This is a genomic window from Symplocastrum torsivum, from assembly GCF_059505465.1.
The window spans coordinates 17,634-44,526 of record NZ_JCACKQ010000001.1; the positions used below are offsets into that span (position 1 = coordinate 17,634).

The 26,893-nt window shown below is 46.4% G+C and carries 14 protein-coding genes, 1 tRNA gene and 1 pseudogene; 8 read left to right on the forward strand and 8 right to left on the reverse strand.

Translation table 11 applies throughout. The annotated features are described in order from the left end of the window. Positions 1–7: 7 nt before the first annotated feature. The 5 genes from AC5JL3_RS00105 to hisF all read right to left on the reverse strand — a co-directional run bounded on the left by AC5JL3_RS00105 (position 8) and on the right by hisF (position 11,309). The gene (locus tag AC5JL3_RS00105) at positions 8–1,591 is read right to left on the reverse strand and encodes a SpoIID/LytB domain-containing protein (protein WP_496072555.1); all 1,584 of its coding nucleotides are present in this window, start codon (positions 1,589–1,591) and stop codon (positions 8–10) included. A 217-nt stretch (positions 1,592–1,808) separates the two neighbouring features. Continuing rightward, on the reverse strand, positions 1,809–9,635 hold the full coding sequence (locus AC5JL3_RS00110) for a response regulator (protein ID WP_496072556.1): 7,827 nt from the start codon (positions 9,633–9,635) through the stop codon (positions 1,809–1,811). Between the two features lie 427 nt (positions 9,636–10,062). Further along, positions 10,063–10,135 (reverse strand) — tRNA-Ala (locus tag AC5JL3_RS00115). Positions 10,136–10,206: 71 nt separating this feature from the next. Then, on the reverse strand, positions 10,207–10,419 hold the full coding sequence (locus AC5JL3_RS00120; RefSeq protein ID WP_496072557.1) for a hypothetical protein: 213 nt from the start codon (positions 10,417–10,419) through the stop codon (positions 10,207–10,209). 119 nt (positions 10,420–10,538) lie between these two features. After that, complete coding sequence (gene hisF, locus AC5JL3_RS00125) at positions 10,539–11,309, reverse strand: imidazole glycerol phosphate synthase subunit HisF (protein ID WP_496072558.1); 771 nt, start codon at positions 11,307–11,309, stop codon at positions 10,539–10,541. A 242-nt stretch (positions 11,310–11,551) separates the two neighbouring features. On the opposite strand from hisF, the gene ruvB reads away from it, so the two are divergent. From ruvB to AC5JL3_RS00140, 3 genes are all read left to right on the forward strand, one after another. Then, positions 11,552–12,514 (forward strand): Holliday junction branch migration DNA helicase RuvB, encoded by a 963-nt coding sequence (gene ruvB / locus AC5JL3_RS00130; RefSeq protein WP_496072629.1) that lies wholly within the window; start codon positions 11,552–11,554, stop codon positions 12,512–12,514. Positions 12,515–12,793: 279 nt separating this feature from the next. Further along, a complete protein-coding gene (locus AC5JL3_RS00135; RefSeq protein WP_496072559.1) occupies positions 12,794–13,708 on the forward strand; it encodes a formylglycine-generating enzyme family protein in 915 nt (304 codons plus the stop codon). A gap of 96 nt (positions 13,709–13,804) precedes the next feature. Next, positions 13,805–14,614, forward strand: coding sequence for a tetratricopeptide repeat protein (locus AC5JL3_RS00140; protein WP_496072560.1), 810 nt, complete (start codon positions 13,805–13,807; stop codon positions 14,612–14,614). Positions 14,615–14,624: 10 nt separating this feature from the next. On the opposite strand, the gene selD is transcribed toward AC5JL3_RS00140, so the two are convergent. Together selD and AC5JL3_RS00150 are read right to left on the reverse strand one after the other, a co-directional pair. Further along, positions 14,625–15,758, reverse strand: a complete 1,134-nt coding sequence (gene selD / locus AC5JL3_RS00145; RefSeq protein ID WP_496072630.1) for a selenide, water dikinase SelD — start codon at positions 15,756–15,758, stop codon at positions 14,625–14,627. After that, positions 15,738–16,886: pseudogene (locus tag AC5JL3_RS00150) on the reverse strand (FAD-dependent oxidoreductase); the annotation flags it as partial. The gene selD and the pseudogene AC5JL3_RS00150, both read right to left, overlap by 21 nt. 210 nt (positions 16,887–17,096) lie before the next feature. On the opposite strand from AC5JL3_RS00150, the gene AC5JL3_RS00155 reads away from it, so the two are divergent. From AC5JL3_RS00155 to AC5JL3_RS00175, 5 genes are all read left to right on the forward strand, one after another. Continuing rightward, a complete protein-coding gene (locus AC5JL3_RS00155; protein WP_496072561.1) occupies positions 17,097–17,702 on the forward strand; it encodes a glutathione binding-like protein in 606 nt (201 codons plus the stop codon). Between the two features lie 215 nt (positions 17,703–17,917). Further along, positions 17,918–20,500, forward strand: coding sequence for a CHAT domain-containing protein (locus AC5JL3_RS00160; protein WP_496072562.1), 2,583 nt, complete (start codon positions 17,918–17,920; stop codon positions 20,498–20,500). Positions 20,501–20,788: 288 nt separating this feature from the next. After that, on the forward strand, positions 20,789–23,377 hold the full coding sequence (locus AC5JL3_RS00165) for a two-partner secretion domain-containing protein (protein WP_496072563.1): 2,589 nt from the start codon (positions 20,789–20,791) through the stop codon (positions 23,375–23,377). Between the two features lie 82 nt (positions 23,378–23,459). Further along, positions 23,460–25,499 carry a CHASE2 domain-containing protein gene (locus AC5JL3_RS00170; RefSeq protein ID WP_496072564.1) on the forward strand — a complete coding sequence of 680 codons (2,040 nt, stop codon included), beginning with the start codon at positions 23,460–23,462 and terminating at the stop codon, positions 25,497–25,499. Between the two features lie 155 nt (positions 25,500–25,654). Beyond that, positions 25,655–25,846 (forward strand): hypothetical protein, encoded by a 192-nt coding sequence (locus AC5JL3_RS00175; protein ID WP_496072565.1) that lies wholly within the window; start codon positions 25,655–25,657, stop codon positions 25,844–25,846. Between the two features lie 285 nt (positions 25,847–26,131). Here AC5JL3_RS00175 and AC5JL3_RS00180 read toward each other — a convergent pair whose 3' ends face one another. Beyond that, the gene (locus AC5JL3_RS00180) at positions 26,132–26,878 is read right to left on the reverse strand and encodes a DUF6629 family protein (protein WP_496072566.1); all 747 of its coding nucleotides are present in this window, start codon (positions 26,876–26,878) and stop codon (positions 26,132–26,134) included. Positions 26,879–26,893: the final 15 nt, after the last annotated feature.

Consider the following 26,893-nt stretch of genomic DNA (forward strand, 5'->3'; position numbering starts at 1 on the left):
GAATGCATTAAGGTGCAAGCAGTGGTTTTGGTTCTTCTTGCCAGAAGACAATTGAATCATTGAGTGGTTGAATTTGAGTTCCGGGATAGTAGAAATTGAGAATCTTTGCTCCCGACCAGCCAAGATTGGCTAAGTTGTAAGAACCATATTGGCTCATGCCAACACCATGACCAAAGCCACCACCAACGAAGGTATAGCCTTTGAGGGTTTTATTATCTCCGTAGATTGGCTCTAAGTAAAACAGAGTACTCCGAGGCGGGCCAAAGGCACTGCGAACTTCATTTTTGTTGATTTCAATAACGCCCTTGTCCGTTTGTACAGTGAGTTTAAGAATTCGCCCTGATGGAGAGCGTTCCACTACCTGCATCTGCACAATTGTGGTGAAGTTGGCAAGGGGGTGTTTGGATCTTTCAAGATAGCGTCTTAAATCCTTGGCTATCTGTTCTAGTGTGTTTCCCCTACTCCATCGGAAGGCATCTCTGCCAGTTTCATTAAAACCCTGCTTTAAGTTAATGAATTCCCGAAAATTTCGTTCATCAGCTAAGGGCTTTTGCGCTAGATTCCAGACTAAGTTAGGTGAGTCTATGACGGCTTTTAGATAGGGGCGTTCTGAGCCATTCCAGACATCACTGAAAGGAGCGGTGACACCCCCAGTGGTTGAAGAATAAAGGGCATCTACTAGCTCGTTGTTGTACGTTAGCACCAATCCTTTTGTGGCTGCGATCGCTTGGTCAGTAATCGGTGCTGTACCCGTTAATCCTCTATAAACCTGGCAGTGGACATCTGCACACAGTTCGTAACCATCAGCGACAAATCGGCGTAGGTTGCGTAAGGCATAGGTTCGCGCAAGGATAGTTTGAGCTTCTACGGCAGCATAGGGGGCACCCGCTCCAATTTCATGAGGCACTACACCCCGCAGATAGGTTTCGACAGGAACCTGATTCACCAGGGTGTAAGTCCCGTAGGCGTTGGGTTGAATTCGCAAACTACCACTGTAGAGACGTGGGTTTTGGTCATCCTTCCCAACACCAACCTGAATAAGATTTTTTTCTGAAGAAATCTCCAACTGCCGACGAGTGTAGCGGTAGCCATTGACAACAAAGGATACTCGTGGCACTCGTTGTAGAATTTCTGTTTCAATTTGAGCCGTTGTATCGCCTTTGGCTTGAAGTGCAGAAAGCAGCAACCGTCGCAGTAAGGGGGTTTGATAAACATTCCGTTTTGCCCAAACTTGCCAGCGTTCGGGTTGAGTAATCTCAACCTCAATACCGTACTGTCGCCACTGATTAGCATTGTCTTCTGCTGTTTCAAAGGTGGCGTGGTTGCTGAGTACGAGACGCTCTTCCACCATTGGTTCTGGAATCTTTTGCATCAAAGTTTCCAGATTGACGCTTTCCACTTGCAGCGTTTGCGGTTGCATATCGCCTGACAAAAACCGTAAGGTAAGGCGATCGCCTGGAGTCGCTTTCAAGGTTAGCTGGTCAGTTGGTTCGTCTCCGAATCGCTGCACGACTCCTACTTTCAGCTCTACGTCCTTGGCTTTTGCAGGTGGTTGGAATATCCCTGTCAGTCCCCATAGGGATACTGTCATCAGGACAGTGCTTAAGCTTTGACTAACTCGTTTTTTCGTCAGGGTCTGCTGTCTCAAAATCTTCCTCAAGACACAAAGAAGTTATACTGATCAACTCTCCCAGGATAGAACATATATTCTGGAAGCTGACCTTTATCGCAAAAGGCAAAAGGCAAAAGGCAGAAGGCAGAAGTTGCACCTTTTCCCTTTCACCTAATCTAACCTTTCCCCCAACCGTTCAAGCATTACTACTGCTGCCAAAGAGAACTTCTCCTTTGATCATTCGCTGTGCTGCCTCAAGCAGTACTTCTTCCAGATAAGGCTTGGTGAAGTAGCCGCTAGCTCCTAGCTGAGAAGCCATTTGCCGATGTCGGTCAGCACCGCGAGAGGTGAGCATGGCGATTGGTAGATGCTGGAGATTTTCGTCTTTCTGAAGCCGAGATAGCAACTCTAGACCGTCCATTCTTGGCATTTCAATGTCACAGAAGACAATATCGCACGGTAGACCGGAGCGTAGCTTATCCCAAGCTTCCTGACCATCACGGGCTTGTTCAACCCGATAACCCGCTTTGGTAAAGGTCATAGATAGAAGTTCACGCACTGTAATGGAGTCATCAACAATCAGAACCATTGGCTCTACCTTGACAGGAGGCACATCTTCTGGCGGTTGAGCGGAGGATTCATCTCTCGACCAGAGAGTAGTAACTCCATCTTTGCGAATGCGACCCATCGAGAGGTCAATCAGTTCCAAAACATCAGCAATTGGCATAATCCGACCATCCCCTAAGACAGTCGCTCCAGCAATTCCTATTGGCTTAGGTGCAGGTCCTTCGAGTTGCTTAATTACGATCTCCTGTTCGCCCAACACCTGATCGACTTGGATAGCGATGAAGTTACTAGAACTACGCAACACGACTATGGAAATCATGTCGTCTTCTCGCTTGCCGCCGTATACAGTAGCCCGATTGATTTGGCGATTGTAGCTTAGCAGTTCAGAGAGGGGCTGGAACGCCAGCAATGTATCACGCCATTGGATACAGGTTTGACCTTCTGCATTCGTTTGGATGCGATCGCACGGCACATCCAACATATCTTCTACCCCGTCCATTGGGAAGGCGAGACGAGCGTGAGCGCTTAGACAGCAAAGCGCCTTACAGATACTCAACGTTAAAGGCAGACGAATCGTAAAGGTTGTTCCCTTACCTAATGCCGAATCAATGTGAATTGCGCCCCGAATCTCACTCAAGCTTGTTCGCACGACATCCATGCCAACCCCTCGACCCGCGTACTCATCCTCTTTATCTTTGGTCGTAAAGCCGGGATGGAAGAGGAAGTCGTACAAATCTAAGTTAGTAAGGTTTTTGGCATTGGCTCGACTGATGAGTTTTTGCTCAACTGCCTTTCTTCTTACTAGTTCTGGGTCAATACCTGCGCCATCATCGGAGACAGAAATCACGGTTTGGTTACCCTGCTGGGAAGCCCTCAGGGTAATTTGACCAGCCGTTGGCTTACCGGCGGCTTTGCGTACTTCGGGTGGTTCAATGCCATGAGTCAGGGCGTTGTTGACTAGGTGAACCATCGGGTCAGAGAGGTGTTCGAGAATCATTTTGTCGATTAATGTTTCTCGACCCTCAACGTGTAATTGAGCTTCCTTGTTGAGTTTTAGGGAAATTTCACGGACAGCTCGGAATAAGCGGTCAGCCGTCTGGGCAAACGGCACCATCCGTCCGCGTGTCAGTCCTTCCTGCAACTGGGTGGTCACCTGCCGCAGCATCCGAGCCACTTGGTCTGTTTCATCGACCAAAAACTCGATGTCAGATGCCGACTCTCTTACCCGAACAATCAGCTCAATCATCTCTTGGGAGAGCAAATGGAACCCAGTGAAACGATCCATTTCCAGGGGATCGTACTCCATACCAGAAGAGTTGTTATTGGGGGCGCGGTCTGAATGGAAAGAGGAACGTTGACCTGGGCGGCTAGACAGCAGCGAGGTTTCCAGGAGGCTGCGTTCATACAAATCCTGCATCCTCGCCCCTACATCACTAAGGGCTAAGACTTGGTGCGATAAATTATCCAAAAACTGCCGTAAACGTTCTTGGTCTTGCTCCAAGCTGTTGCGGTTTACTACCAGTTCCCCCACTAAGTTGCTGAGACTGTCCAGGTGTTTTACAGGCACCCGCATTGTCTGCTCAAAGAGCCTAGCACCATTACGCGGTCGGATAACCGAGCGAGCCTGTCGCTGGTCAGCGATCGCTTTTTGTGGCCCACCCATCGTCTGATCTGCCTGCTCTAGCAGTTTCTCCAAGTCGCCAAATTCATCATCAAGGCTGTCTGTCTCAGGAGCCTTACTTGTTACAGGCGCTGGCGATTGCTCAGCGGTATTGATGTCCTCCAAGAGGAGTTCAAGGTCATCAAATGCATCCAGATTGGATGAGGCTAAGGCTGGAGCCGGTAGCGCTTCCTCCGTTAGCAGTGCCTCTAAATCGTCAAACTCCGACTCTAGGGAACTTGTTACCTCGCTAGCGCTCTCGAAGCTATCGAACTCAGCTGTCAGAGACTGGTCTTCTTCTTGTTCATTTAAGAAAGCGAAATCATCGAGTTGGGCTTCTCCTTCACTCCCTTCTCCCAGGAGACTATCCAAATCGGCCCAGCCATCAGCACTAGTTTCAGTAGCTAGCACATCTGGTACTGCTGGGGTTTGTGCAGCTTCCGGTCGTTCATCACTCTCTGCCGTTTCCCACTCCAATCCCAAAGCCGTGTTCAGGTCTTCCTCTGTCTCCACATCCCAAAGTTCTAATGAACCTTGATCTGTGTCCATCTCCTCCCAGTCTTCGGAAACTGTGAGATTATCTGCCTCAACACCCAAGAAGTCTTCTAGATTTTCAGTTGTCTCAACGGCGTCTGTTCCTTGCCAATCTAGGAAATCATCAATAGCTTCTTCTTCAACTGGCGCAAGCTCCCAGTCAGAAGCGGCTTCCGTCTCAAATAAGCCCTCCTCTAAAACATTAAGGGCATCTGCCTCTTCCGATTCCCCAGTTCCCAGTAGTGCTTCTAACTCCGAGACTGGCGAAGTTGCTAAGGATTCACTATCAACAGCTTCAGTTGTTTCAGCCGTTTCCCATTCAAACATCGCCGCTTGAGGCTCTACTGTCTCCTCGGCTTCTACCTCGAAGTTCAATTCTTGTGCCGAAGCTTCAGTCGCGAAACCTTCGTCCAGATTGAAAGACTCTAAATCAGCTGAGGCAAAATCTAATGCCTCGCTATCTCCTGGTACCTCATCAAAGCGAAATCCTTCTGCCGAGGCTTCGCTACCAAAATCTTCTTCTAGATTGAAAAGCTCTAAATCAGCTGAGGCAAAATCTAATGCCTCGCTATCTCCTGGTACCTCATCAAAGCGAAATCCTTCTGCCGAGGCTTCGCTACCAAAATCTTCGTCCAGATTGAAAGGCTCTAAATCAGCTGAGGCAAAGTCTAAAACATCGATATCTGCTGGTACCTCATCAAAGCGAAATCCCTCTGCCGAGGCTTCGCTACCAAAATCTTCGTCCAGATTGAAAGACTCTAAATCAGCTGAGGCAAAGTCTAATGCCTCGCTATCTCCTGGTACCTCATCAAAGCGAAATCCTTCTGCCGAGGCTTCGCTACCAAAATCTTCTTCTAGATTGAAAAGCTCTAAATCAGCTGAGGCAAAATCTAATGCCTCGCTATCTCCTGGTACCTCATCAAAGCTTAATCCCTCTGCCGAGGCTTCACTAGCGAAATCTCCCAGATTGAAAGGCTCTAAATCAGCTGAGGCGAAATTTAATGCCTCGCTATCTCCTGGTACCTCATCAAAGCTTAATCCCTCTGCCGAGGCTTCACTAGCGAAATCTCCCAGATTGAAAGGCTCTAAATCAGCTGAGGCGAAATTTAATGCCTCGCTATCTCCTGGCATCTCCTCGAAGCGAAATCCTTCTGCTGATGTTGTGCTAGAGAAATCTTCTTCCAGATTGAGAGAATCTACATCAACTGAGGCAAAGTCCAAAGCATCGATATCTTCGAGTGCATCTCCTGGTGCCTCCTCGAAGCGAAATCCTTCTGCCGAAGCCTCGCTAGCGAAATCTTCTTCTAGATTGAAAAGCTCTAAATCAGCTGAGGCAAAATCTAAAGCATCGATATCTCCTGGTGCCTCATCGAAATTCAATTCTTGTGCCGATACCTCAGTTCCCAAATCTTCTTCAAAATTGAGCGCATCCAAATCGGCTGAGGCAAAATCTAAAGCATCAATATCTCCTGGCATCTCCTCGAAGCTCAATCCTTCTACTGAGGCTTCAGTCGCAAAATCTTCGTCCAGATTGAAAGACTCTAAATCAGCTGAGGCAAAATCTAATGCCTCGCTATCTGCTGGTGCCTCATCAAAGCTCAATCCTTCTACTGAGGCTTCAGTCGCAAAATCTTCATCCAGATTGAAAAGCTCTAAATCAGCTGAGGCAAAATCTAATGCCTCGCTATCTGCTGGTGCCTCATCAAAGCTTAATTCTTGTGCCGAGGCTTCAGTAGCGAAATCTTCTTCTAGATTGAAAAGCTCTAAATTAGCTGAGGCGAAATCTAATGCCTCGCTATCTCCCGGCCTCTCCTCGAAGCGAAATCCTTCTGCTGAGGTTGTGCTAGAGAAATCTTCTTCCAGATTGAGAGAATCTACATCAACTGAGGCAAAGTCCAAAGCATCGATATCTTCGAGTGCATCTGCTGGTGCCTCATCAAAGCTTAATTCTTGTGCCGAGGCTTCAGTAGCGAAATCTTCTTCTAGATTGAAAAGCTCTAAATCAGCTGAGGCGAAATCTAATGCCTCGCTATCTCCCGGCATCTCCTCGAAGCGAAATCCTTCTGCTGAGGTTGTACTACCGAAATCTTCTTCCAGATTGAGAGAATCTACATCAACTGAGGCAAAGTCCAAAGCATCGATATCTTCGAGTGCATCTGCTGGTGCCTCATCAAAGCTTAATTCTTGTGCCGAGGCTTCAGTAGCGAAATCTTCTTCTAGATTGAAAAGCTCTAAATCAGCTGAGGCGAAATCTAATGCCTCGCTATCTCCCGGCATCTCCTCGAAGCGAAATCCTTCTGCTGAGGTTGTACTACCGAAATCTTCTTCCAGATTGAGAGAATCTACATCAACTGAGGCAAAGTCTAAAGGATCGATATCTTCTGATGCTTCGTCACCTAGTAGCGAGTCTATGTCTGACTCTTGCCAATTGAGGGAGATATCGCTGTCGGTGACTTGATTCGTTTCAGTGGTCTCTTGTTCAAAGAGTTCCTCATCATTGAATTCTGAGATATCAGCAAAATTGTCTATAAAGGACATTAGGGAAGCTTCTTCAAGTTCGCTATCCCAGCTATCAGTCGTTGCTGATGCTTCAGTAGAAGAAAAGTCTTCAAACTCTAAGATGTTATTAGCTGCCGAAGTCTCAGTCGCTTCTGAATCGGTATCAAATAAGTCATCGAGACTATTAAAGCTAGGATTGGCATCTAACTCCTCTAATGAAGAAAGGTTAAACTCTTCGAGTCCTAATGCTTCTGTCTCAGTTGTTTGAGACTCTAGCCAATCCTCTGAGGTCTCTAATGAGTCAAAAGCCTCATTCTCTGATGCCTCAGCAACTAAAGGAGCTTCAGTCCCAAACCAATTATCCAAATCTCCCTCACTTGTTTCATCTAGGTTGAGGGAGTTGGCTGATGTCTCATCTAAGTCGAAATCGATGAAGTCGGCATTCATCCCAGCTGTACTCAGCTCATCCAGGGTAAATTCCGGCTCGTCTACATCCAACAGTGACTCTTCAAGTAAACTTTCCGCTTGCGGAGTTGACAATTCGTCTATTGTCGGGGTGTCCCAAAGACTATCATCAAGTGACAAATCTGGCTGCTGTGCTGATGGACTAGCTGATATATCGCTCTGTGCCTCAAATCCACTTAAGTCGAAGTCTTCATCAGCCGACAAATTAAAGTTATTGGCAGATTCGTCAAAAGCCAATTCATCGAAATCGAAAGGCTCCTCGAAACTGCCTAAAGTTGTTTCTTCCGGAGTGGTTTCAAAGAGGCTGTCGCTTTGTTCGTCGTCAATTACCAGTTCTTCCCCAAAGCCTAAATCATTCTCAGAAAGATTGGCTGCTTCACGTTCAGAGCTTTCCAGCCAGTCGCCTAGGTCAAGCTCTGACTCAGTAAATGACGCTTCATCCAACTGGAGTTCGTCGTTACCAATGTCTTCTAGTTCCCAGGCTGAGTCTTCAAAAGTAAGAGCGTTATCCTCATCCCTGATAAACGCTTCACTCAAGAATTCCTCATCATCTGCTGATAAGAGTCCTGCATCTTCCAGTCCAAGAGCATCTGCCTCATCGAACCCCTCTACCACTGGCATGGCAAAGAAGTCATCATCCTGTGGCTGTCTTTCAGTCATTGCTTCAGCGTCAAAAACAAACTCTTCTGGGTTCTGTGAAACAGGCGCGTTTTCTTCAAAGAAACTGTCACCAAACAAACTGTTCAAGTCGTCTGATGAGGTGCTTGATGTTGCTAGCAGATCTGAGCTATCCGCCTCAAATAGTAGGTCTGAAAAGTCATCCGTTGCGCTTAATGAGCTTTCTGAGTAATCGTTGCTCAATGGTGCTAAATCTTCTTGTAAGGGTACCTCAACACTTGCATCGTCACCCAACCAATCTCTCAAATCTTCATGAGTGGATGCCTCAGTTGTTGAGAGTTCCAAGTCATTTAGGTCACCCATCAAGTCTGCAAAATCGTTGCCTTCCGAAGGAATCTCGTAAGGATTATCGTCCCAAGTGAAAGAGCTGTCTTGAGCGGGTCTGGGTTGCCTGTCATTAAAGCTGATGATTTCCTCTTCTTGCCAGGTTTGATCTAAATCAGGAGTTTGACCTTCAAAGATATCCGCTAGGCTATTAAGCTCTGCCATTCCGACTTCAGGATCGCTAGGTTCACCCGGACTAGAAGTGGTACTAGTCGTGCGGAATGAAAAATTTGCTCCGCTGCGAGATTGAGGACTAGAGCTTGAGGTAAACCAGGAGTCTTGTTGGATTTCAGGCAAGCTTTCGTATTGGTTGGCTGAAGTGTCCTCTGCTTCTATAAAGTTGTGTTGTTCTTGGATAGGACTATCTAGGTCATCAAATAGGCTAGTCGCTGACAAATCGCTATCCAATGTTGTCTCGACAGAAGCGGCTGGGACGAGTGCTTGCAGTTGTTCACTGGGGGCAATCTCAACCGAACGACCTGCCATGACTAATTCTTGAGCCTGTTTGATTTCTTTGATCACAAGGCTCGCCAGTAGGCGGAAGGAATTACCTTCACAAGCGATCGCATTTTGTGATGACTCTAATAGCTCACTCCAACCCGGCAAATCTAGTTGCTCTCCAAGATGCGCTAAGAATCGGCAGTGTTCTTGCAATGCTTCACGGCACTCAGGCAAGTCTGCTTGCTTAAACAACTGCAACATTTCTCGAAGTTCGACCAAGACATCTCGTCTGAAGCTTTCTGGTACCACCTCTATAGGGTCTTGACTGAACGAAGCATTTGCCGCTAGCGGTGCGTGGTGTACGGCAGCGCTAGTATGAACTTCCACTGGCAATAAAGTCTCAGCCGTGGCAAAGGAAGTACTATCCTCAGCTTTCTTGACCAACTGCCCTAGGTAATTATTGAGTTCCTCAAAAACTGGCTCAGCCTCCGCCATGATCGTGTTAGCGGCTTCATCGGTTAGCCCAAATGGTCCTTGGAGTTGCTCGACAAGTGCCTGGAGGGTATCAAATACTTGTAAAAATAAGGATTCTAGTTGATGATCAGCCTTCACAGGTGATTCTTTGAGGACTTTGAAGCAGTCTTCCAAACGATGAGCGGTTTTCTGAATGCTGTTGAATCCCAACATTGCCGCTCCGCCTTTGACAGAATGGGCTGCACGAAAGACCTCGTTTACCATTTCGGTGTCTTCCATGGTGCTTTGCAGATTGAGCAAACCTTGCTCAATCGTATTGAGGTGGTCTTTTGCCTCCTCAATGAAGTAGCCCATTATTCGCTGTTGTTGTTCCGGCTGCATAGCAATGTCCCTCAAAGAGTTTTGAGTAATATCTGGGCATCCGCCCCCCCCTGCCCGTCCTGAGTACTGGAACCTAGAGATTACTCCCAGTACTCATGACTCATCTCTTATCACTTTTTTTTATCTATAGATAGCTCTCAATGTAGCCAATATCTCCAGAATCGACATAGATTTTTATACCGACGAGCTAATTTTTGAGAAGCAATCAAAACTCTTAGGACTCGCGAAAAAATAAGTTATCCGTGTTGAGTCGGGGAAAGGATATAGGGAGAAAGGGAAAGCTTGATGTGGAAGCATTGCCCCTTTAACCTTTTCCCTAGCCCAAAAGTTTGGTTATTTCTGCGCGACTTCTTAGATGTTTCCCCTATTAATTAAGGGTTCTAGCCTTAATTTAAGCTAGAACCCTTAATTTAGGTTTTCCTAGGTATGGAGCTAAGCGGATTCGAACCGCTGACCCCCTCAATGCCATTGAGGTGCTCTACCAACTGAGCTATAACCCCGTGCAGTGCGTTTTTTATGATGCCGTAATAACTAGGTTTCGTCAAGTCTAGGGAAGCGGTTGGCGTTGGTTTCAGTAGAACGAACTTGGGGATTGAGCCATCTGGGTCAGATAGCCAACATAACTACCCATCAGGAAGTAGACGACTAACATGGCAGCGGCTGACATGGCGACTAGAGTGCCAGCTAGCATCAGGGAAAACTGTTGGCTGTCGAAGGCTTCCTGCATCAGGTGCAGCGACCAAGCCACTAAAGCAACATCAAATATTAAAATAGCAATCAACATAAGTTAACGAAATTTAACACTTTGTCCATTCTAGCAGCCGCTCAGATGGCTGAACACAACGCACAGTGTTGTGATACACAACAATATTTAATAGTTTCGGAAAGAATCGCTTAGATGTATTACAGAAGTCGTACAGGGACTTGGTGTTCTGCGAGATAATTTTTGATTTCTGATACAGTGAGTTCTCCGTAATGCAGTAGAGAAGCCAGAAGCGCGGCTTCGGCTTTCCCTGTGGTGAGTGCTTCATGAATATGAGCGCAGTTGCCTGCACCACCGGAAGCAATGACGGGAATTTCCACTTGTTCGGCAATGGTGCGAGTCAGTTCTAAGTCATAGCCTGCCTTAGTTCCATCAGCGTCCATGCTGGTGACAAGTAGTTCTCCCGCACCCCGTTGCTCAACTTCTTTTGCCCAAAGGATGGCATCTATCCCTGTGTTTTCCCGTCCACCTCGGACGTAGACATCCCAGCCAGGATTGCTGGGATCTTTGCGCTGTCTCGCGTCAATGGCTACGACAATACACTGATTGCCAAAGCGATCGCTTGCCTGGTTAATAAAGTCTGGATTGCGTACCGCCGCTGAATTGATGCTGACTTTATCCGCTCCGGCTCTTAACAATAATTTAATACTTTCTAAGGATTGGATACCGCCACCAACTGTTAAAGGGATAAATACTTGTTCTGCCGTGCGGTATACCACATCAAGAATAATGTCCCGGTCTTCATGGGTAGCCGTGATATCTAGAAACACTAGTTCATCAGCCCCTGCCTCGTTATAAGCTTGTGCTAATTCCACTGGATCACCCGCATCTTGCAGATTAACGAAGTTGACACCTTTGACAACTCGTCCAGCTTTCACATCCAGGCAAGGTAAGATTCGTTTAGCTAGCATTGCTCTGTATCCTAAGTCAATGATCGTTAGTCATTGTTAATTAGACAAGATTTTGGGGACTCGAAGACAAAACTCTTTTACTCCCCTGCCCCTACTCTCCACTCCCTATCATGGCGATAACTTCCTTCAGACAACAGTCACAAGAACCCGATCGGCAACCTCAGGCAGGTAAGAAAACCAAGAGTCGCCGTAAAAATTTCAGTAAGGAACAGTCAGAAGAAGACCTTTTGCTAGCCACGGCAATGGCTGACGAAACGGGTAACCAAGAAGAAGGCATCCGACCGCAACGCTTGGCTGACTACATCGGGCAAAAGGAATTAAAAGGTGTCTTGGAAATTGCGATTGAAGCGGCAAAAGCTAGAAATGAGTCAATGGATCACCTGCTTTTGTACGGGCCGCCAGGATTGGGAAAAACAACAATGTCGCTGATTTTGGCGACGGAGATGGGAGTCAACTGCAAAATTACCGCTGCACCCGCTTTGGAACGTCCGCGAGATATTGCGGGAATCTTGACAAATCTGAAACCAGGGGATGTGTTGTTTATCGACGAAATCCATCGGCTGTCGCGAATGACTGAAGAACTTCTGTATCCAGCGATGGAGGACTATCGATTGGATATCACGATTGGTAAGGGGCAGACGGCTCGCATTCGGAGTATTCCACTACCGAACTTTACGTTAGTGGGGGCGACAACTCGTGTGGGTTCGCTGACTTCGCCATTACGCGATCGCTTTGGCTTGATTCAACGACTGCGCTTCTATGAACCCGATGAACTGACTCTGATCGTCCAAAGGACAGCGGAACTTCTTAAAACACCTGTAACACAGGATGGTGCTGAAGAAATTGCTCGTCGTTCCCGTGGAACGCCTCGAATTGCTAACCGATTGCTCAAGCGAGTACGAGACTATGCTCAGGTCAAAAAATATGCACCGATTAACAAAGAAGTAGCCGCAGAAGCACTCGAAGTATTTAATGTAGACCCCAGTGGTTTGGACTGGACAGACCGACTGGTATTGAGTGTAATGATTGAACAATTTAATGGCGGGCCTGTGGGTTTGGAAGCCGTTGCTTCAGCCACTGGAGAAGATGCTCAAACCATTGAGGAAGTCTATGAACCATATCTGTTGCAGATTGGCTACTTGCACCGGACACCTCGTGGTCGTGTAGCTACAGCCGCTGCTCGGAAGCACTTAGGGTATGAGTAGAAACGCTGTATTCTGAAGAATAAGAATTTATAGCGGTTTTCAGTTAGATACCATGAGACGAAAGCTCACAAACGTTTGGATGAAAATCCTTATTCCTTCTGCATAAAAGCCCTCCGCCTTCTGCCTTTTTTCAGATTAGATGAGGTACAGCGGAAGGGGTGTGAAACAAGAGACGGAGCAAGGAAAACAAAAAAGCTGATAGCTGACGGCTTTGGGCTATATAAGCTTAACTCTTGAAGCCTTCAACGAGTGGGTGCAAACTACAAGGATGAGCAGCTTATGACAGTAATCAAGAGCGACTTTTGCGCTTTAGAACAGTTAGAGCAATGGCTGAGCCTTAGCGAGGATGAGCAAGATGCTGTTGTGAGAGATTTAGAAGAGCAGCTTAGGGGAGAATATGTTCATCAATACACCTTGAGCTACACAAATCAACCCTCATTGCGTGTTCCTACCTTTAGACATTTGCCAACAGGGTTAGAGTTTAACTTTATTGTTGGTGGTCAGTTTAATATGGGCTTCTCTTCGCAAGAAGAAGCAGCCTTAAGGCGCTTAGTTAAGGGGAAAGAACTCTGCTTGGATTCTTTCGATTTTATGCGTCCTGTTCATTTAGTTCAGGTACCACCTTTTTTAATCTCCCGGTTTCCCTTGCTCAATAATTTTGCTCAAGAACATCTGGCACTATATTCTGATGATTTCATTTCTGACTTTGCTGAAAAGGAAACTGATATAGTTCCTGCTTCTTTAACAAGAGAGCGAATTGAGGTACTACTGGAGAAATTTGGTTTTCACTTACCCTCAGAAGTTCAGTGGGAATATGCCTATAGGGGTGGAACGACAACGTTATTTTACTGGGGTGATGAGATTCCAAGTGATGAGGTTTTGGAACAGAAGATTTTACTTTATGAGTTTAGTGATTCCGAAAAGTGTAAAGCGGCTGCTAATCCTTTTGGTTTAGTAGGAATGTCAGTTGGTGAGTGGTGTGAAGACTCTTATCGTCCCGACTACACCAAAGCTTCAGAAAATGAATTGCCAGGAGTTCAGGAACCACCGTATGTTGTAAGAGGTGGAGCAGCAATGGCATGGCCTTGGCAGGGCTGTGATGAGTGGATAATGTGTATGTCGGCGATTCGGGAAAAGTCAGAATTTGATTTGCCCTTGGCAGGTCGTTTTGTTAAGTTAATCAACTTGTATTAATAAAATAGTTGATGAATAATAATAGGTGATTTTTTTGATGCCTAAATTTATTTGTTATTTAATTTTCCAAACTCTAAGCTTCCTTAAGTGTCATTTATGATTCGCTGGATTCTGACTTTACTACTTTGTGTATTACTAGTTTTCTCCTCAGATGAGTCTGTATTGGCGCAGAGTCAGATGGCTGACTTGAATGAGTCTCAGATACAGCAACTGAATGAACTTAGGCAAGAAGCGTTTGCGGCGACAGAGAAGGGTAACTTTCCCACCGCTGAAGGCTACTGGACTCAGTTGATTGAGTTATTACCGGACAATTTTGTGGGTTGGAGTAATCGGGGAAATTCAAGGGTAAGTCAGAATAAGTTAGAAGACGCGATCGCAGATTTCAACAAATCTATTAAACTCGCTCCTGATGCCGCTGACCCCTACCTGAATCGTGGCACCGCACTTGAAGCACTGGGTTGTTGGGATGAGGCAATTGCTGATTACAAGCGAGTGCTGGAACTCAATCCTAATGATGCAATGGCGTATAACAACTTAGGAAATGCCAAAGCAGGGCAAGGACGATGGGAAGAAGCGATCGCAGATTACCAGAAAGCCGCTGAATTAGCCCCAAACTTTGCCTTTGCCCGTGCTAACTATGCCCTTGCCCTGTATCAAACGGGTCAGACAGAAGAAGCAATCCGCACCATGCGTAATATTATCCGCAAATACCCTCAATTTCCCGATGTCCGAGCCGCACTAACCGCCGCACTCTGGCAACAGGGACTACAAGGCGAAGCGGAAAGCAATTGGGCAGCGGTTGTTGGTTTGGATGGGCGATATAGAAATATAGATTGGGTGAAGTCAGTTCGCCGTTGGCCTCCGGTGATGGTCGCGGCTTTGGAGAAATTCCTTACCTTGAAATAGAGAAGTTATTTTAGATAGATGCGATCGCAATTGGCTGAATACCATCAGTTGTTTGTACCACACGACCAATGATTTGACTGTGAGGATAATCCTGTGCCTTCAGTGCCGCTAAACAGGAATCCGCTTGTTCAGAAGACACCGTTGCGAGAAGTCCACCAGATGTTTGTGGATCAAATAGGATTGGGTACTTAGGAGAAACACTCACTTCAGATAAATTACTGATGTAAAACGATGCACGGAGGTTTTGCGGCTGAAGCGAACTGGTAATTCCTAGTTGCAACATCTCCAAAGCCCCTTCCAAAACCGGAATTGCCTCTAAATTCAACTCAACCGCAATACCTGACGCTTTTACCATTTCTAGCAGGTGTCCCAATATCCCAAAACCTGTAACATCTGTACAGGCAGTGGCTCCATGTTTCATAAATGCGATCGCTGCTTCCTGATTCGACAGCAACATTGAGTGAACCGCCTCATCAATCCAGCGACCTTTTGCCTGCAAGCGCATATCAGCCGCAAATAAAGTACCAGTCCCTAGCGCTTTGGTAAGAATCAGCACTTGACCAGGCTTCATCCCACCTTTTCGTAGTAGTTTGTCAGGTGCAGCAAGTCCATTGCAGGTAAGTCCAAAGGCTAATTCTGTCCCTTCTGTTGTGTGACCACCAATTAATGGTGCTTGCGCTTTGGACAGTACATTCATTGCCCCTGATAACAGTTGATAGAGCGTTTCCTCAACCTTTTCTTCCATAGCATAAGGAACAGTCACTATAGCTAAGGCGCTTTGAGCTGTGGCACCCATTGCAAAAATATCACTCAAACAGTGATTGGTGCTGATTTGCCCAAAGGTATAGGGGTCATTGATTAAGGAGCGAAAGTAATCAATTGTCTGCACGATTACCTGACCCGTTGGCACTTGCAGCACAGCCGCATCATCCGGTGTCCCCAATCCGATGAGAATATCGTCTCGTTTACCCCAATTCGGGGCTTCCAGTTGCAACCGTTGCAAAACTCGCTCTAGGGTAGTGCTACCTACTTTTGAGCCGCAACCAGCACAACGCATTGTGTTGGTTGTTGGTTGTTTGCCACTAATTACTGACGACTGATTAGTAAGTACTGACATTTCAGGCAAGTCACTGAAGCGGTGCATGAACTTGCGGTCGATATGGTCTTTCCAGCGCCACAGTAACGGAGATTGCCAGCCGAAGCGTCCCCAGGATGCGATCGCACTTCTATCCCCAGTACCAATTAAGCCTAAGTACAACTTCTGTGGCTTATAGGGTTTTAGTGGTTTTCCTAATAAGACTCGTTGCAGATTTTCAAATAGCGGCTTCCCCTGACGCACAGCAAATACTCCCGCTTTAGGACGGGGATGATTCACCATTGTGGCGATGTCACCTGCTGCGAAGATGTCGGGATGAGAAAGCGATCGCAAGGTATCGTTAACTAGAACAAAGCCTTTTGGGTCTGTTTTGAGTCCAGATTCCTGAATCCAATCCGGTGCAGACGCTTGAGTTACCCAGAACGTGTAGTCGCACTCTACGACTAAACCCGATTCACACTGAATTTTTCCATGTAGAACCTCAGATACAGGTTCCTGAAGATGCACCTGTATTCCTCGACTAACCAGAATATCTAGAAGTCGTTGGCGTACCCAAGGGCTATGACTGAGCAACAGTTCAGCGTCACGATGGAATAAATGGATTTGTAGAGGTAGTTGAGTATCTTGGAGGATTTGATGCAGACGGCGTTGCATGGTTAATGCGAGTTCCACACCTCCTGCACCACCACCAACAATACCAAGACAGATGGGTTGTTGAGGATTCTTGGCAACGTCCTCTACTAACTGATTCCACTGACTCAAAAATTGAGGAACTGGTTTGGCGGGAATGGCATATTCGGTAGCTCCTGAAACATCAATATGTGCTGGAGTGCTGCCAATGTTGATAGACAATACATCAAATGCAACGGGTGGGTGATTGGCACAAAGAACTTTTTTGTTTTCTAAGTCAAGTCCAACGGCTCGGTCGATGTAGAGTTGAACTTGGGCGAACTGAGCGAGTCGCCGCAAGTCGATGTGGCATTCGTCAAAATCATAGAAACCAGCAACGTGACCAGGTAGCATCCCTGAATAGGGGGTATGAGAGGCTTCCGTAATCAGCGTTAAACGTACTCCTGGCAAGGGATTCATTGCAAACATTCTTAATGCGATCGCATGAGAATGACCGCCACCAACAAGCACTAAGTCTTTGACAATCGGATGGGTTGTCTGCTGCATTAGGTAAGCCTGTTTGTCTCATTCGTTGCTGAAATTATGGTAACGACCTCAAGAGCAACCTGCTCTTCGGAAGATAGTCGGGTTAAAGATTTCAAGCTAGACTCACTCTGATAATGGCTTATGCAGGGGGCATCTTAGGCTACTTAAGGCACACAACAAAAAAGGAAAATTAGTTTCCCCTAACACCTAACACCTAACACCTATTTCCAAATGATTGACCTTTACACTTTCACGACACCCAACGGGCGTAAGGCTTCCATCATGTTGGAGGAAGTTGAGCTGCCTTACAATGTCCATAAAATTGACATTACTAAAGGTGACCAATTTACGCCAGAATTTGTGGCAATTAATCCTAACAGCAAAATTCCTGCGATCGTTGACCAAGATACTGGCATTACTGTTTTTGAGTCTGGTGCAATCTTGATTTATTTAGCCCGGAAAACTGGCAAACTTTTGCCGACTGAGGAGAAAGCTGAGTTTCAGGTTTTGTCTTGGCTGATGTTGCAGATGGGGAGTGTGGGCCCAATGTTAGGTCAGTTGAACCACTTTAAGAAGTTTGCGCCGGAAAAGATTCCTTATGCAATTGAGCGTTATGAGAAGGAAACTTTACGGATATATGGCGTCTTAGATAAACAACTGGCAGAGCGAGAGTTCTTATGTGGTGACTACTCGATTGCTGATATTGCAACTTATCCTTGGATTGCAATTCATGATATGCAAGGACTCACTCTAGATAATCACCCGAATCTTAAGCGTTGGGTGGAGACATTAGAACAGCGTCCGGCTGTAGAGCGTGGGATGGGGGTACCTGCTTAGGAGGTAATGGTATTGGTTTAAGTTTTTGGAAGAACCCGGAATTGGGGGGGAGACCCCCCAAACCCCCCTTCTGGGGGACGGAGTGCCTCCCCCAGACCCCCTGCACAAGGTGTGATTGGTGGTAATGAGGATAGATGTGGGGGTTCTCATTATTGAGATACATCTGTAGGGGCGCACAGCTATGCGCCCACAGTGTAAAACTTGGATTATGTAAAATGTCCCGATTTTGCCGTCGTCTGTATCGCTTCATTTTCTTCTTATTAGTTGGGTTTGTTCTTTGCTTAACACTTAGTGTTTTGCCAATTGGACAAACTGCTGTAGTGGCTCAGTCAAGTCCTGCCCAGCAATTGGTGCGTAGTGGAATTGAGCAGTATGAGGCGGGTAAATTTAATGAGGCGATCGCACTTTTTTTACAAGCTCTTTCACAACCTCTACCCAATGAGGAACGGGCAGTTGTTTACAATAACCTGGCACTCGCTTATCGACAAGTTGGACAACTAGGAGAAGCAGCGCAGCAATGGGAGCAAGCGATTCAGATTTACCAACGTCAAGATGATGAAGCGTCTCGTCGTCAGTTGCCGAAACTACTAACGGAGCAGGCACAGGCGTTTAATGATTTGGGACAGCACCGACGGGCGATTAAGATTTTGCAGTCGGTGGCAGAACTTGCACAACAATACCAAGACTCAAGAACTCAAGCGGCGGCGTTGGGAGCTTTGGGTAATGCTTATTGGGCTTTGGGTGACTATGAACAGGCATTTGCTGCCCACCAAGAGAGTTTACAAATTGCTCGTCAATTCAACTATCCAGACTACATTACAACGTCTCTAAATTATCTAGGCAATCTCTACATCAGCCGTCATGAGCGGTATCGCTACCAGGCTGATATCGCTGGGCGTATTGAAGGAGATAAAACAGAAGAGAATCGATTGATTCAGTTGGCAGAACAAGATATCGCAGCGGCTGAGTCGGCATTTGAGGAAAGCTTACGTGAGAGTCAAGCCTTAGGAAGTATCGCCCAAGTCAAGGCGTTACTGAATCTCAATCGTTTACTAGAGCAACGAGAATCAACTGATTGGGCAGGGATTGCTAAAAATCGTGAGCAGTCTCTGGCACTTGTTGAAACGTTACCCGATTCACGAGACAAAGCTTATATCTTGATTAATCTGGCTGAGAGTCTTCGGCATCAAGCGTCCGTTGAGCGTGAGAATTGCCTAAATATTGAACAAGAGTGCAGGAGTACAGGGGGACAGGAGAGAAACGTTGCTGCCTTACTCCTAGACAAAGCACTCAACGTTGCTAGAACCATTGGAGATCGACGGGCTGAATCGTTTGCATTGGGTAGCTTAGGGCAGGTTAGTCACTCATTAGGCAAATTGTCAACGGCGACGGAGTTGATTCGACAAGCGCAATTGGCGGCGGAGCAAGTTAATGCAGCCGATAGCCTTTATCGTTGGCAGTGGCAGGCTGGGCGTTTATTGAAGACGGCAGGAAAGACACAAGAAGCGATCGCATCTTATGAAGAAGCGATCACAACTCTCCAAAGCATTCGCACTAACCTGCTTGCCGCGAATACAGACTTACAATTTGACTTTCGCGATTCGGTTGAACCTGTCTATCGAGAGTTAATCCAACTGCGGCTGGAGAGTAAGGCATCAGACTCCAAAAATCTGGAAAAGGTGATTGATACTTTAGACTTGCTCACACTGGCGGAACTACAAAACTTCTTTGGTGACGAGTGCGTACAAGTTGCCCAGGCAGAGGCGAGTGGTGAGGTGGGTTTGCTAGAGGCGAATACAGCGATTATTTACTCGGTGATTCTTGATGACTACACTGAGATGATCTTGCGCTTGCCAAATGGACAGTTAACTAGCCATTCTGTCGCTTACTCGCAAGAGCAAATGCAGCAAGAAATTGACCAGTTGCGTCGATTACTTGAAAAACGCTCTACTAATGAATATTTAAAACCTGCTCAAAAAATCTATGAGGCTTTGATTCGTCCCTTGGAGGCAGAGTTAGCGGCAGCTAGTCCTAAAACACTTGTCTTTATTCAGGATGGGGTGTTGCGACAAGTACCAATGGCAGCGTTGCATGATGGACAGAAGTTTTTGATTGAGAAATATGCGATCGCGACAACTCCCAGTCTGACACTGACGACTCGCACAGCACTGAAGCAAGATTATTCAGATGCCCTAATTCTGGGCTTAACCGTTGAGCGTCCACCTTTTAATGCCTTAATGAATGTCCGTGCTGAGGTTGATGGTGTTCAGGAAATTCTGGGCGGAACCAAGCTTCTCGATCGCGATTTCACTCTGGAAACGCTACAAGAGCAATTGCAAGAAAAAAGTTATCCTGTTGTTCACATCGCTACGCATGGCAAGTTTGGGGTAGATGCCGCAAATACCTTTTTACTAGCGTTTGACTCGCGGATTACGCTTGAGGACATTGATACAGTTTTGCGATCGCAAAGAGTCTCCGGAGGTTCGCGCCGAAGTCAACAACCTGTAGAACTTCTTACGCTAAGTGCCTGTGAAACCGCTGTTGGCGATGATCGAGCGGCTTTGGGAATTGCAGGGGTAGCAATTCGTGCTGGTGTTAAGAGTGCTGTTGCGAGTTTATGGAACATTAATGATGCTGCAACAGTGCCATTAATCGAAGAGTTTTACATCCAGCTAAAACAACCCAATGTTATGAAAGCCGAGGCATTGCAAAAGGCTCAGTTAAAAGCGATCGCTAATTTGGAATACTCTCACCCCGCTGTTTGGTCACCGTTTATCCTAATTGGCAACTGGCAATGATATTCAAGCCAATGGGTAAAATTGAGTTAATAGAGAACAGTGAGTAAATTCTGTGCAGAATTCAGTTGTAGTAGAGCAGTAAGAGCCTTATAGACACAGCAACAACTTCAGGCTAGCTTTACCTACCAGTGTTGTGGAGTGAACATCTTATTGAAGTTTGTATAAAGTAAGATTTACCTTTTGTAACACTTTATACAGAGATTTCAATTTTCTGGTTCCTGCACTTTCGATAGATAGAAATTCCTACAACACAATCCAAACTAGGGGTAAGTGGTAGGGGACGTAAAGTTGGCACAGCAAACGAGGAGTTGGTGCGCTGAGCTAAAGCCGAGAAAAGAGCGAGTTAGTTGCTGTCCAGAAGTCGGTACAGTAGCGCTAGCGCCGCAAAGGTTTGCTTGGCTTGTAAACAAGATAAGAGTCAATCTAGTAAAAGCAAACGAGAAGATTTTTGGCTTCGTCGTTTTACTTTTTTTTGTTTTAAGTTCCGAAGACAATGCATTTGCTCAGTTGACACCTGATAGTACGTTGGGCAACGAAAATTCTATTGTTACTCCTGGTGCCATCATCAATAACCAATCTGCTGAGCGCATCGAGGGTGGGGCATTGAGAGACACAAACCTGTTCCACAGTTTTCTGGAATTCAATCTTGATGATGGTCAGCAAGTTTATTTTGCCAATCCTCCTGGAGTTGAAAACATTCTGACACGGGTAACAGGTGCTAACTCTTCGACTATTCTAGGAACCTTGGGTGTTGAGGGTACTGCTAATCTATTTCTAATTAATCCCAATGGCATTTTATTTGGACCGAATGCCCGTCTTGATGTGAGTGGTTCCTTTTTTGCCAGTACTGCTAGCAGCGTTGTTTTTGCCGATGGCACTCAGTTCAGTACGACAAGTCCTCAAAATCTACCGCTTCTAACAGTCAGTGTTCCTCTAGGACTGCAATTTGGAGCGACACCAGGTTCTCTACAAATACAAGGGTCAAATTTAGCGGTTCTACCAGGAAAAACCTTGGGGCTTGTGGGAGGGAACGTTTTACTCCAAGGTGGCAACGTTACGGCACCTAGCGGACGAGTTGAGCTAGGGAGTGTTGCTGGCACCAGTTTAGTTGACTTGAATCCAACCCCTAATGGCTGGGAACTCGGTTATAGCACTGTGCCGAACTTTCAGGATATCGAGTTATCTCAGGGAGCAACGGTAGATGTCAGTGGGATTCGGGGGGGTGATATCCAAGTGCAGGCGCGAACCTTTCAGCTACGTGAGGAGTCACGCCTAACTGCATTGACGTTAGGTAGGCAAAGGGGAGGAACCGTTACCGTCAACGCCTCAGAATCAGTAGAACTGATAGGAACGGGAACTTATATCGAAGATATCGTCAAGTTCGCGACGGGAACGGTTGACCCAACAAACCTCCGCAACGGTTTGTTTACAGCCAGTTTTGATTCTGGTTCGGCTGGGGATTTGGTGATTAATACACCTTCTTTCGTTGCTCGTAATGGAGCCTTTGTTGCTACTTCTACGTTTGGAACAGGTGAGGGGGGGCATTTAACACTCAACGCTTCCGAGTCTGTTGATCTGAGTGCATCCTCCTTATTGACAGGGACGGGGGCTGGTGTTGGTGGAGATGCTGGAGATTTGACGATTAATACAGGACGGTTGTTGGCTCAAGATAACGCAACTGTAACAACGGCTAGTTTTGGGACGGGTCGAGCCGGAAACTTGACGGTTAATGCTTTGGAGTCAATTGAGTTGGTTGGCAGCGATCCGGTGCAGTTTTCACCAACCACTCGATTTTTCACTGGCTTGTTTAGTAATGCCTTGGCGGCTGGAGATGCTGGAAATGTGGAGGTGACAACGGGAGAATTATTAGTACGGGATGGGGCGGCGATCGCAGCAAGTACTGTCGGTTCAAGTCGGGGTGGAGATATTACTGTGATTGCGTCGGAGTCGGTAACGTTGAGTGGTAGTTCTCCCAATGGTTCGGCTCTCAGTGCTTTAGCGGCTACGGCTGAAGCAGGTTCGACAGGTCAAGGCGGAAACCTCACGGTACAAACTGGAGAATTGATTCTGGAGAATGAGGGAAGACTCAGTGTCCGTAGTCGAGGCACTGGAGATGCAGGCAATCTGAAGGTGATTGCTGACTCGATTAGTCTGGATGAGCAAGCAAGTATTGCTGCTGCGACAACCATAGCAGGAGAAGGCGGCAACGTTAACTTAAAAACGCAGTCTTTACTACTGCGCCGCAACAGCATTGTCTCTGCTGAAGCGGGTGGTAGTGGCAATGGCGGCAACATCACGATTGATACCGATGTTCTAGCCGTCCTAGAAAACAGCCGCATCACTGCCAATGCTCTTCAGGGTGCTGGAGGTAGGATTGAAATCAATACCCAAGGATTATTTGTTGACCCAACTAGTAGAATCACCGCTAGTTCTACCTTAGGAATTAATGGTGTTGTCGATATTGATACCTCCGTTCGTGACGTAGAAGGTTCCCTAGAGCCTCTAGAAGAGGAATTTGTGAGTTCCGATCAAGTGCTGGCTGACAGTTGTTTAGCACGTCGTAGCTTTCAACCTGGAAGCTTTACTGTTACTGGTACGGGTGGGTTACCCTCAACTCCTTATGGAGCAATTAGCGATCGCTATACCGTAACTAATGTTGAGCCAATTTCAGGCAACAGCGCGACTCGTCGCGATCGCATCCAGCAAGCAGAATTTGAACAACAACGTCGAGTTCTTCCCCTCCAAGAGGCACAAGGAATCTTCGTCACAGATGACGGACGCATCATTCTCGGTACGTCCTCACAAGTCGCAACTCTAGCTAAGGTAGAAGATTTAGTCTGCCTTTTTCCAGATTCAGCCAGCCAATCCAGGGAATAAGAGAACGATCAAATTAAACCTATCTAGGTTTAGTATCTCGCTTGTTAGATGGAGATGAGGTTTATCAGGGTGATCTATATGAATGCAACTTACCAAAAAAGGCAGAGGGCAGAGAGTAGAGGGCAAAAGGAAAACATTTGGCAAACGGCAACAGCAAAAGTTTTATTGTTGTCTCTTTACGTTGGTAGCCGATCGTAATATGCGAACCAAGCGGCTGAGGCAGAAAATTTGGCAACGACGACCAGTGTGGCTTGGAGCAACCAGTGTAGCCGCCGTTGTTGTTGCGCTGCGGTTAACTGGGTTGTTGCAATCTTGGGAGTGGGCAGCCCTGGATCAGTTTTTTCGTTGGCGTCCGGCTGAGCCTACCCAAAAGCGGATTTTAATTGTTGCCGTTAACGAGTCAGATATTCGTTATGTCAAGAAGTGGCCAGCAACTGATGCTTTGATTGCACAAATGATCGAGAAGCTCAAAGCCAAAAAGCCGAGAGCAATCGGTTTAGACCTCTATCGAGATTTGCCGACTCCGCCGGGTACCCAAGCTTTGGAGCAGGTTTTTAAGTCCACACCGAATCTAATTGGAATTGAAAAAAAAGTCGCAGATAGTAATAGTGAGGCTGTACCACCGCCGCAGGTTTTGAGCCAACTGGGGCAGGTTGGAGCGAATGATGTTATGCCAGATGCAGATGGTAAACTCCGTCGTGGCTTACTATTCTTGACACCTGAATCTAAGCCAGCTTTACCAAGCTTGGGGCTACAGTTGGCTTTGATTTATTTGCAGGCTAAAGGGATTACTCCAGTCGCCGCCCAAGACGGTTCTATGAAATTGGGTAAGACGGTATTTGTTCCTTTTGAGGCAAATGATGGTGGCTATGTTCGCGCTGATGCAGGTGGTTACCAGTTCTTGTTGAATTTTAAAGGGGCTAACCTATTTGAGAGTGTTTCCTTGAGGGATGTTCTGGAAGACCGAGTTCCTGAATCAAAGATACGCGATCGCATTGTCTTGATTGGTACGATTGCACCTAGCTTGAAAGATTTCTTTTACACTCCTTACAGTCATGGTCTGCTGAGTTCGCCTGAGCAAACGGCTGGTGTTGAAATTCAAGCTCATGTCACTTCGCTCATCTTGAGTGCTGCTCTAGAAGGCCGTCCCTTGCTTCAAACGTGGTCGGAGCCACTGGAAGTTCTATGGATTATCCTTTGGTCTGGTATCGGTGCTTCTTTGAGTTGGGCAGTTCGTTCTGAAGGCAATCAAAATTATTCAATGTTACGAACCGCTGTTGGCATTGTCATTGCGGCTGGGGTGCTTAGCAGTAGTTCGTACCTGTTTTTTATCGGTAACTGGTGGATACCTGTTTTCCCACCGCTATTGGCTTTGGTTGGAGCGGCGACGGTAATCACAGGTTACATTGCCCAAATAGAGCGCCAAGACCGCGTTATGGTGATGAATCTGTTTGGGCGTCACGTTACTCCAACAATTGCCAGAACGATTTGGCGCGATCGCCACCAACTCCTCAAAGAGGGACGTCTCTTGGGGCGTAAGATGACCGCAACGGTACTTTTTGCAGACCTGAAAGACTTTAGTACGATTGCTGAGCAGACTGATCCAGAAACCCTAATGTCTTGGCTCAACCAATATATGGATGCGATGGCAGGACTTGTATTAGCGCATGGGGGCGTTGTGGATAAATTTATCGGGGATGCGATTATGGCGGTTTTTGGGGTGCCGATTCAGCGAACCACACCGGAAGCAATTGCCGAAGATGCGATCGCTGCTGTACGTTGCGCTCAAGATATGGCATCTACCCTTGGGACTCTCAATAAGCAATGGCGCCTTCAAGGACTCCCCACTGCTGCCATGCGAGTTGGGATTGCGACTGGCACTGTTGTCACTGGCAGCCTTGGCAGTTCCAAAAGGCTGGACTACACAACAATTGGAGACAGCGTTAATGTAGCAGCGCGGTTGGAAAGCTACAAGAAGTCAATTGATAGTGGTATTTGTCGCATTTTAATTAATAAGGAAACTCACCAATATATACAGGGGCAATTCACGACAAAGTTTATTGGTAGTGTTCGGTTAAAAGGCCGCCAGCAATTCACAGAAATTTATCAAGTTTTATTATAGTTTTCATTCCGATTTTAAAAGACATCCCCGATATGGAAGGCGATAAGCAGTACAACGTTCTGCTGTTCTCCAACAGAAGAAGAGTTTATTCTCACCCAGGAGTTTAAACCCGTGTCTCATAGCTCAAGTCCTCTTCAGAGGACTGAAAACCTTATATGTCAAGTGTTTTAGTCGGTTTGAACCGACTTGAGCTATTAGCCGGGAACTTGAGTTCCGGGTGGACTTTCCGACTCTTCGCCTTGATTGCAGGAAAAAGCGATCGCCCCCAGCTATTAGCCCAAAGTTTACTTCAGGGCAGGGTAGCTAAATGCGATCGCCCCATATCTATCACTACTACTTTCCCATGAAAAAACCATTTCCACACAGGTCAAAACGATCTGGGTTAAACAGCTATGCATTTCTCAGGAGGAAGACATCATGACATACTTTGAACGCCTCCATCCCTGGTGCATCATCCGTCCCTTCCCAAATATGCGTTCATCAATCGTCGAACGCTTTCGCCGTCGAGTTGATGCCGAGGGAGATGAATGGCACTGACATAAGAGCCTTGAAATAAATTTCACCCCTCAAAGCTGAAGTAAGCTTTAGCTTACTACATCAGCCTTTCAACCCGTTTTAACGGGTTTTAGCTTTTAGCCCGTTCGCGTTCGCGAAGCGTTCTCGAAGAGTAGCGTTCCCGTTCCCCGTAGGGGTTCCCGAAGGGTAGGGTACTTTAGTTCAGGGCTTAAGTCAGTGACATTCACCTTAAGATTGGAATCTCGAAAGATAAAATATAATCCTCCGCTTAGAACAGCCGCAAAAAAGCACCAGACTGAAACAAATGTGACGTTGTAAAATAGCTCAGCTACGCCAAAAGAAACTATCCCCAATGCCCCATAGAGTTTGAGTCGCCTATCACTAGCTATCAAGAAAGGAACACTAGTCACTATAAGATACAAGTATTTATTGAATTCATAAAATGGTATAAACCTTAAATTATAAAGTAAGTTTCCTGAAAAATAGTCTGAGGAAACTCCATGAGTAATGACAGAACCAAAGAGATAAATTCCAGTTGCAATACCAAACATGACTATTGCTAATATTGCACGTCTTTTTGAGGGATTAAGCTCCAATAAATAAACAGATAGAGGACAAAGAACAGGCCATAGTCCTGTTGCAAAGAATAAAAAGCTGTAGGTTAATAGAGAATTAATTGTGTTTAAAGAGGTCTGGTCAATCGTTAACCATACTAGTCCTTCAATAAATTGCTGAATAGCAAATAACAAAGGAAAACTCCCTAGTAGAAGCTCACGTCTTGAGCGAATTTGTGTAAGCGTCGCAATTCCTAAAGCAGATAGTGTGGCTCCTGCTGTAAAACTGGCGGTTGCGGAAAAGCACATAAAACTCTCCTGTTA

Coding starts and splice junctions, on each gene's coding strand:
- AC5JL3_RS00105 (WP_496072555.1), bottom strand. CDS start 1,591: ATGACAGTATCCCTATGGGGACTGACAGGGATATTCCAACCACCTGCA.
- AC5JL3_RS00110 (WP_496072556.1), bottom strand. CDS start 9,635: ATGCAGCCGGAACAACAACAGCGAATAATGGGCTACTTCATTGAGGAG.
- AC5JL3_RS00120 (WP_496072557.1), bottom strand. CDS start 10,419: ATGTTGATTGCTATTTTAATATTTGATGTTGCTTTAGTGGCTTGGTCG.
- hisF (WP_496072558.1), bottom strand. CDS start 11,309: ATGCTAGCTAAACGAATCTTACCTTGCCTGGATGTGAAAGCTGGACGA.
- ruvB (WP_496072629.1), top strand. CDS start 11,552: ATGGCTGACGAAACGGGTAACCAAGAAGAAGGCATCCGACCGCAACGC.
- AC5JL3_RS00135 (WP_496072559.1), top strand. CDS start 12,794: ATGACAGTAATCAAGAGCGACTTTTGCGCTTTAGAACAGTTAGAGCAA.
- AC5JL3_RS00140 (WP_496072560.1), top strand. CDS start 13,805: ATGATTCGCTGGATTCTGACTTTACTACTTTGTGTATTACTAGTTTTC.
- selD (WP_496072630.1), bottom strand. CDS start 15,758: ATGCACCGCTTCAGTGACTTGCCTGAAATGTCAGTACTTACTAATCAG.
- AC5JL3_RS00155 (WP_496072561.1), top strand. CDS start 17,097: ATGATTGACCTTTACACTTTCACGACACCCAACGGGCGTAAGGCTTCC.
- AC5JL3_RS00160 (WP_496072562.1), top strand. CDS start 17,918: ATGTCCCGATTTTGCCGTCGTCTGTATCGCTTCATTTTCTTCTTATTA.
- AC5JL3_RS00170 (WP_496072564.1), top strand. CDS start 23,460: ATGCAACTTACCAAAAAAGGCAGAGGGCAGAGAGTAGAGGGCAAAAGG.
- AC5JL3_RS00175 (WP_496072565.1), top strand. CDS start 25,655: ATGTCAAGTGTTTTAGTCGGTTTGAACCGACTTGAGCTATTAGCCGGG.
- AC5JL3_RS00180 (WP_496072566.1), bottom strand. CDS start 26,878: ATGTGCTTTTCCGCAACCGCCAGTTTTACAGCAGGAGCCACACTATCT.